The organism is Methylobacterium sp. J-072 (genome assembly GCF_022829425.1).
In the GTDB taxonomy this organism is placed as follows: Bacteria; Pseudomonadota; Alphaproteobacteria; order Rhizobiales; family Beijerinckiaceae; genus Methylobacterium.
Genome location: NZ_JAKSYK010000045.1, coordinates 1 through 8,100 on the forward strand (window position 1 = coordinate 1; position 8,100 = coordinate 8,100).

General features: G+C 63.2%; 4 protein-coding genes and 1 pseudogene. 4 read left to right on the forward strand and 1 reads right to left on the reverse strand.

Going from position 1 to position 8,100, the window contains the following annotated elements; genetic code table 11:
* Positions 1 to 1,634 precede the first annotated feature (1,634 nt).
* Positions 1,635 to 2,153, forward strand: a complete 519-nt coding sequence (locus MKK67_RS04385) for a PAS domain-containing protein (protein WP_243962450.1) — start codon at positions 1,635 to 1,637, stop codon at positions 2,151 to 2,153.
* 296 nt (positions 2,154 to 2,449) lie between these two features.
* On the forward strand, positions 2,450 to 4,195 hold the full coding sequence (locus MKK67_RS04390) for a GGDEF and EAL domain-containing protein (protein ID WP_279601440.1): 1,746 nt from the start codon (positions 2,450 to 2,452) through the stop codon (positions 4,193 to 4,195).
* A gap of 325 nt (positions 4,196 to 4,520) precedes the next feature.
* On the opposite strand, the pseudogene MKK67_RS04395 reads toward MKK67_RS04390, so the two are convergent.
* Positions 4,521 to 5,432, reverse strand: a pseudogene (locus tag MKK67_RS04395) (LysR family transcriptional regulator).
* Positions 5,433 to 5,553: 121 nt separating this feature from the next.
* Between MKK67_RS04395 and MKK67_RS04400 the strand changes: the two are divergent.
* Together MKK67_RS04400 and MKK67_RS04405 are read left to right on the forward strand one after the other, a co-directional pair.
* Positions 5,554 to 6,417 carry an NmrA family NAD(P)-binding protein gene (locus MKK67_RS04400; RefSeq protein WP_243962452.1) on the forward strand — a complete coding sequence of 288 codons (864 nt, stop codon included), beginning with the start codon at positions 5,554 to 5,556 and terminating at the stop codon, positions 6,415 to 6,417.
* 159 nt (positions 6,418 to 6,576) lie between these two features.
* Positions 6,577 to 7,350 carry an SDR family NAD(P)-dependent oxidoreductase gene (locus MKK67_RS04405; RefSeq protein ID WP_243962453.1) on the forward strand — a complete coding sequence of 258 codons (774 nt, stop codon included), beginning with the start codon at positions 6,577 to 6,579 and terminating at the stop codon, positions 7,348 to 7,350.
* Positions 7,351 to 8,100 lie beyond the last annotated feature (750 nt).

Below are 8,100 nucleotides of genomic sequence, written 5' to 3' on the forward strand. Positions count from 1 at the left end.
CTGCGCCAAACTCCGTGTCTCGTTCTTCCGCTACCTCGGCGACCGCCTCGGAATTCCAGACGGTGACGCGATCCCGCCCCTCCCAGACCTCGTCAGAAACGCCGCAACGGTCTGAACGCCCGGATATCTGCCCCGGTTACGTGAAAACGCGGCTAAGCCGCGGACACCACGGCGTTTTTCGTCTCGACCACCAGACAAGCAGTTTCCAAAAACTGCCTGGTGGAGCTGAGGGGAAGCGAACCTTCCTAAGCGTTAGTGAACCAAATCAAGTACTTATGTGATCGTTAATGTGCCCTGGTGTACCGCTCTGGTGTACCAATCCAAGTTTGAACCCGGGTGCAAATTCACGTTCAGCACCTCTCGCAGGCGTCGGCCGCTCCGCCCCCCAAGCTCGCGTACGAACCATCGAAAAGATTGGTGCACCTTTGAACTCCAAGTTGGAAAAAATCGCCCCCGTTAGGCCCTGGACGGATCGGTGATCGTTACCGGAGTAACGCCCACCACCACGGCTGGCATGAGCATCTCCGCCACGTCGGCGCGGAGCCCGGACGCGATAGCGGCCGATACCGCGTGGTTCAACGCAGGTTCGATCGGCACGTCACTGGGCACCTCAGGCCAACGAGCGAGGAAAGCCCGCACGGCTAAGAGCGCGTCGTCATGATGGCTTGTTCCTTTGCCTATGCCGGATACGAACGCCTTCCACACGAACAGGGATGCGGCTCCCGAACGGAACCGTACAAGGTCAACCGTGACGGAGATCGTACCTGCGACCTCTCGGAGCCGAGCAAACGACCATGGCATCAACGCCAGAGCTGCTGCGAGAGCGCCGGTGCCAGCGCCCGCGGACCACGCCCGATTATAAGTTGTCTCGATACCGCCGCGGCGGCTGGTAATTCTCACGAGCTCTGCCCTGCGGGGCGTCCAGATCGGGGCCTCGAACCCTAGCGCCACGGGCTGTCCTTGTCGCAACAGAGTGGACACATGGTCCAGCGCGACGCCTAGTTCTAGGCCCGAGCCGGTTGCACCGGTATTGTCGGCCCATCCGATCTTTGCGGGGCCGCCGACGTCGATGCAGAGAACGTGGGGAACAATCATCAACGGAGCCTAGCGTCCGCCTCAAGAATGGCCAGTCCTGCGCTTGTAACGAACCGACAGGTTATAAGTTGAGATCCGGCGCTTGGTGCCCGCTCACGGGTCCGCAACGAGTGGATTTGCGACGGTCCGCTTCCGGGCAAGAATTGGCAGAAGCAGACACTGCCGTCTCAGCCACTCACGACCTATTGCGGTCCCCGGGAGCGTCCGCTTCTAGGCACGTGATGCCACATAGTCAGACGAATGGGTTTCCTGGATTTGCGGCTGTTAGCTTCCATGCCGAAAGTGGACTGAACGGGCGCTAAACCGGATGAAACACCCGCCCACGAGGACACCGGGGATACACCGCACCTTCTTCACGGCTACACGGGAACCCATCTCAGGGTTATCCGCTGCGGTGCGGTCGGAATGCGCAAGGCCAGTGTGGAACCAGTCGGCTGGTCCCAGCCGTTTGCATGACGCGCTCTGCAGAACGCTCTGGTTCACTCTGCGCATGGCCGTCAGCATACTGAGGCTCAATAATTGGTGTTCGACTTACCCATATGACGATCGTCGAGATAATCCGGGCGTTCGGCCGCGACCTCCCCGTCGGCATCGTCATTACGGACGCATCCATAGAGCGGCCAGGCCCGACCATCGTCTATGCCAACTCGGCTTTTGGCCACCTCGTTGGGCGGGATCTAAATGAAATCATTGGGCAGACCCCGCGCTTCATGCAGGGCAAGGAGACGCGTCGGGCGACGCTGGATGCCTTCCATCACGCCCTCAGGGTCGGTGAACGCTTCCATGGCTTTCTGACCAACTACCGTGCCGATGGCACCAAATACCGAGCTGAGATCGATTGCCGGCCGCTGTCCAACGTACCTGGCAAGGTCGAAGGCTTCATCGCGTTCGAGCGTGAGGTGGTGCGCCGCATCGGTCGCCCATTTGAAACCCATGGGGGGCGATATGAAGCGGTGTCTACAAGTAACGATCTGTTAGGGGACGCCTTGCGCGGCCTAGGTGTGTTCAGCTCTAGTGAGGCAGATCTCCGCCCTTCAGGGCCGAAAGAGATATTGTGATGGCGCCATGAATACCTGAATTCCATCATTTGATGTATTTCATCAGCGAGATCGTCGAGTAATTTTAATAAGTAAGTAATGTATTTGCGCTACTCCAGGCAAAGCAGGAGGTGATTACCTCGCGATTTTTTGCTGTCGTATAGATCAGGTTTGATCGAGGGCCATGGCCCTGTCATGCCGCGCGAGACAGAGCTCTGCTGAAGCGGGATCTCGGGATGAGGCCGGTGTAGAGATTTGCCGCACCTTAGGACATGAGGCGACCGCAGTGAGTACGCTGACGGCATGGGGAACGACTTATGGCGTCGGCCGCAGAAACTGATCGTCTTGACGCACTTCGAAGGTTCGACCTCTTGGATACACCCCCAGGAGAGAATTTCGACCGCATCACACGCATGGCGAGCCAGATCTTTGGCCTGCCTATCGCCGCCGTCTCATTGACTGATAGTGACAGGCAGTGGTTCAAGTCCAGGATCGGTGTAGAGCACCGGTCGATTACGCGCGAAAAGGCACCGTGTTCTCAGGTAGCCGAGAGCCGTGAATTGGTGGTGATCGAAGACTTCCAGACGGACCCCCACTATCACGATAGCGTTTTGGCGAAGGCCGGCATCCGTTTCTATGCCGGTGCCCCACTTGTCACGCGAGACGGCTTCGGGCTCGGTGCCATGTGCGTCCTGGGGACGTCGCCTCGGCAAGCACACCCATCGGAGTTGGCGGCGTTGCATGATCTCGCCGCTATGGTGATGGCTCAGATCGAGCTGCAGCATGCCTTCGGACGCATCGATCCGATCAGCGAACTGCCGAACCGAACTCAGTTCATCGATGACCTGAGCGACTTTGCTCGTGATCATACACTGGGAGAACGGCGGATCGCGGTCCTAGTGGATTTGATCTCCGTCGATCAGATGAACCATGTCGTGCGCGTTATGGGGCAGGCTGCCATCGACAGTATGGTCAAGACAGCTGCACGCAATTTCCGTTTGTTGATCGGGCCGCAGCGGAAGGCCTACCACGTTGGCGCCACACAACTGGCAGCTTTGGCTCCCGATGGAATGGATGAGGTCGCATACAGCGAACACTTGACCGTCCGGGCCGAGCGGCTGCGCAAGCTCGGTGGACCCGATGCCATCAGCACGACCGTGATTGGAGTTGCTCCCTTTGCCCTTGGCGATCTACCTTCCACTGACGTGCTGAGGATCGCTCAAGGAGCGGCGCAGGATGCGCGCTCGAAAGGCAAACTCTTCCAGATCCACTCGAACACGCTGGATTACGCATCCCAGCGAAGCTTCACGCTGCTGCGCGACTTCGAGGCGGCTTTGCAAAGCCCCACCGGCTTCCATCTAGTCTATCAGCCCCGCGTCGACCTGATCTCCGGACGCTGTGTCGGGGCCGAGGCGCTGATGAGGTGGACGCATCCGACGCTGGGGCCAATCTCACCGGGTGAGTTCATTCCGTTGATCGAGCGCATGGCCCTGGCCACGCCAACGACCGCCTGGGTGCTGGAGACGGCGGTCTCGCAGATGGCTCGATGGCATACAGCCGGCATGGATCTGATCGTCTCGGTCAACATCTCCTCGACCAACCTGCACGAGCACGATTTTGCTTCCCGTGTGAGCCAAGTCCTGGCTCGACATGGTGTCCCGCCTGAGTTCCTCGAACTGGAAATCACCGAGACGGCGGTGATGAACGACGCCGAGCAGGCTTTGCGTCAGCTTAAGGACTTGGCGGCTGCCAGAATTCGGCTGGCGATCGACGACTTTGGTACCGGGTACAGCAGTCTGTCCTATCTTCAGAGGCTGCCAGTGCACGTCGTGAAGATCGATCGCTCCTTTATGGGCGATCTTGATACTGATCCGCGTCAACTCTCGCTGGTCACGATGATGGTTTTAATGGCGAAGCATCTCGGCCATCGCGTTGTGGCAGAGGGTGTCGAGAGCGAAGCGGTTCTGGAGCAGCTCCGAACGACCGCCTGCGATGAGGTGCAAGGCTACTTCTTCGCGCGTCCCATGCCGGTGGATGATTTCGTGAGATGGATGGAACGCTGAAAGAGCAGATCCAACATCGTAGGATAGCCGGGATTTAACGCGCGGTAGTCGGACTGGGCAGCACCACCGATATCTGCCTTCAGAAACCGGGCAGGCGCCATATCCAGCCGTCCGCTGACACGCTGATAAGAGTGATGTCCACAGCGGATGTCCACAGCGGATGTCCAACTTGGATAGCGCCATGCCAATAGGTCGTTCCGAGGCCCGGCCGTGCTGTTGGGCTGCTGTTACCAGCGCCAAATCTGGTGCCTGGTACCGTCCGATTTCGACCCTTCTCGGACCCTCATAAGGTCCGCTTCCAGGATACGCGGCGCAGCTGCTCGCTTCAGCACCCATAGGGTCGCGCGATCGCCTCGCAGAAGTCGAGGAAGGCTTCAACCTTCGCTGGCGACAGGCGCCGCGACGGCCGCACCGCGTGGAGCGGGAAGGTCTCGCCCGGCCAGTCGGGAAACAGCTCGACCAATGCGCCACTCGTGACCAGGCCTTCGATCCCGAGCGCGAGGACCTGCGCGATCCCCGCGCCCGCCACGCAGGCGGCGACCATCGTATCGACGTCGGCGAAGGTCAGCGAGCCCTGGGTCGCGATGGGCAGCGTCTCCCCGTCGCGCAGGAACTCTCAGGCGAACGGGCGTCGCCGCTGGGGGTCGAGGAACTGGATGCAGTTGTGTCCGGCGAGCGCGACCGGGGTCGAGGGCCGCCCGCGCCGTCCGAGGTAGGCCGGCGCCGCCACGGTGAGAACGCGCGTGCGCAGGAGCAGCCGTGAGGACAGGCTGGAGGGCGGTTGCGGGCCGAAGCGGATCGCCACGTCGATACCCTCGGCGACCAGGTCGCCCGCATCGGGCTGCTGGACGATTGTGGTCTTCAGGTCGGGGAAGCGCGCGACGAACTCGGGCAGCCGCGGTGCCAGCACATGGCGCGAGAAGATCGGATTGACGCTCGCCCGTAGCGCGCCGCGGACGCTACCGGCCGTTCCCGATGCAAGGTTCGCCGCGGCCTCGATCCCCGCCAGGTGCGGGGCGGCGAGTTCGTAGAGCCGCGTGCCCTCGCTCGTAAGGCTCAGCGAGCGCGTCGTGCGGTCGAGCAACCGCACTCCGATCCGTTGCTCCAGCCGCGCGACGGCGCGGCTGACGCCGGATGCCGAGAGGCCGAGCATCTCCGCGGCACGGGTGAAGCTGCCGCCCTCGACCACGGCGGCCAGCACGCTCATGCCGCCGAGGAGCCGCCCGTCGAAGGCCATGATCTATTCCGTGATCTTCGGCACAAATGAAGTGCGCGTCATGCCACTAACGCACGGATAGGCTTCGGGCCACCTTCACCGCGGCGGTCGAGCACCGGTCGCCCAATGGATGAGGTGAAGCATGTTCGTCGTCACGGGAAGCACGGGTCAGGTCGGCGGGGTCGTCGCCAGAACGCTGTTGGAAGCCGGGTTGCTGGTGCGCGTGGTAGTTCGCGACACGGACAAAGGCGCGGCCTGGAAGGCGCGTGGATGCGCGGTCGCCGTCGTGCCCGACGCTGCGGACGCCGAGGCGCTCGCGGCCGCCTTCGCTGGCGCGGCGGGCGTCTTCCTGATGAACCCGCCGAACTACGACCCCGCGCCCAACTTCCCAGAGAGCCGCCGCGCCGCTGCGGCGACCGCGTGGGCGGTCGGCGAAGCCTTGCCGGGACGGGTCGTGCTGCTCTCGACGGTCGGCGCTCAAGCCACCGCGTTCAACCTGCTGAACTGGGCGGGCTTCTTCGAGACGGCGCTCGCCGGAACAGGCCTCCCCATCGCGCTGTTGCGTGCGGCCTGGTTCATGGAGAATGCCGCCTGGGACCTTCCCGCGGCGCGCGAGGGCCACATCGCGAGCTATCTCCAGCCCGTCGACCGCGCCATCGAGATGGTGAGCACGCACGACGTCGGACGGACGGCTGCTGATCTCCTGCGCAAGGACTGGGCCGGGCCACGCATCATCGAACTGGCTGGGCCTCGCAAGTACAGCCCGAGCGACGAGGCGGCGGGCTTGTCCGCCGCGCTCGGACGGCCCGTCGAGGCGGTCGCGGTCCAGCGCGAGACCTGGGAGGCACGCTTCCGCGCCGAGGGCATGCGGCATCCGGAGGCGCGCATCGCCATGCTCGACGGCTTCAACGAGGGCTGGATCGACTTCGCGCGTGAGGGCGCCGAGCATCGCACCGGCACCGTCGCCTTTGAGACGGTGCTGCGCCACATCGTCGAACACGGTTGAACCTTTCGGTCCGATGCCATGGCTTCGAGAACGACCTTCCCGACGCGGCGCGCGCTGATCATGTCGGGCGCCGCCGCGACGGCCCTGTCCGCAACGGCGGCCGCCGATCCGACCTTACCAGGGCCGACGGGACGGCCCGACGCCATCCGGAGAACACCGATGTCGCGCATCCTCATCACCGGCTCGTCCGGGGGGCTCGGGCTCATGGCCGGCCGGCTCCTCGCCGAACAGGGGCACGAGGTCGTGCTCCACGCCCGCAACTCGACGCGCGCGGAGGATGCGCGCCGCGCGTTGCCCGAGGCGAAAGCGGTCATCAAGGGCGACGTCGCGACGCTCGCCGGGATGCGCGCGGTCGCGGACGGGGCCAACCGGCTCGGCCGCTTGGACGCCGTCATCCACAACGTCGGGATCGGCTATCGCGAGCCGCGGCGCATCGAGACGGCGGACGGTCTTCCGCACGTCTTCGCGATCAACGTGATGGCGTCCTACGTGCTCACCGCGCTGATCGAGCGGCCGCGGCGGCTCGTCTATCTCTCCTCAGGCATGCACCACGGCGTGCGCCCGGCTCTGGACGACCTGACCTGGATCAAGAGGTCCTGGGCCGGCGCGCAGGCCTACGCCGAGAGCAAGCTCTACGACACGGTGCTCGCCTTCGCGGTCGCGAGGCGCTGGCCGGGCATACTGTCGAACGCGGTTGAACCGGGCTGGGTGCCGACGCGCATGGGCGGTCCCGGCGCGCCCGACGACATGGACCAAGCCCACCGCACGCAGGCGTGGCTTGCGGCGAGCGACGACGCGGCGGCGCGGGTCACCGGCGGCTACTTCCACTACCTTCGCCAGCGCGAGCCGAACCCGGCCTCGCGCGACGAGAGTGTGCAGGGTGCGTTGCTTGCCGCCTGCGAGGCGCTCTCAGGCGTCACCCTGCCGGCGTGAGTGGAGGCGTGTACCGGCCGACCCGGTCTCGGCTCCGAGGCTCGTAACGCGGAGAGCTGAAGGTCCGGTCTCGGGCGTCAAGGTAACGTCTGTTCACCACCTTGAGCCGAAGTTGCCGGATGGCCTACGAATGACCGCTTATGGGAAGCGCCCATGGCGAACCAGGCGGCCGGGTTGGGTCGCAAGCAGGCCTTTGCGATGGGTGCCAGGCGTCGGATTTGGACCACCAAGACGCAGGCCTCTCATCCGCGTTCCTTGCAGTTTCAGGTGTCGTTTGAAGTGCGCCATGTGGCCCGAAATTTCGCGCATCCGTGTCGGAAGTGTTTTGCACCCAGGTTCAAAATCTGCGCTTTTGACCGGACTTTCGCTTAATGCTGGGGGACAAGGTACCGAATGTGCCCCCTGATATTATGCTCAAAGCGTCTGACGTCTCTCCAAAGTGCGTGAGCGGCGCACCACCCGTTAATCAACCGGTTGGCCCGGGTTTTTCTTTCTTCTGGAGTGATATCACTGCGATCCCACAAAGCCTCTATTTTCTCAAGAATGCGTTCCTCTCGGCCGTATCTAATTCCAATCCTGACACGTCGACGAACCAGTTGAAGTACGTAGCCTAGCACTACTTTGGCAGATTGAGGGAACGCTGGAGGTTTTTGCGGATTCGCCTGCCACGGCCATGAGCGTGGGTGCTCGCGATGTCAGGTGCTGGCGGATGGCGTGAGGATCTGGACCGGTGGCTGCAGCCGTTCCTTG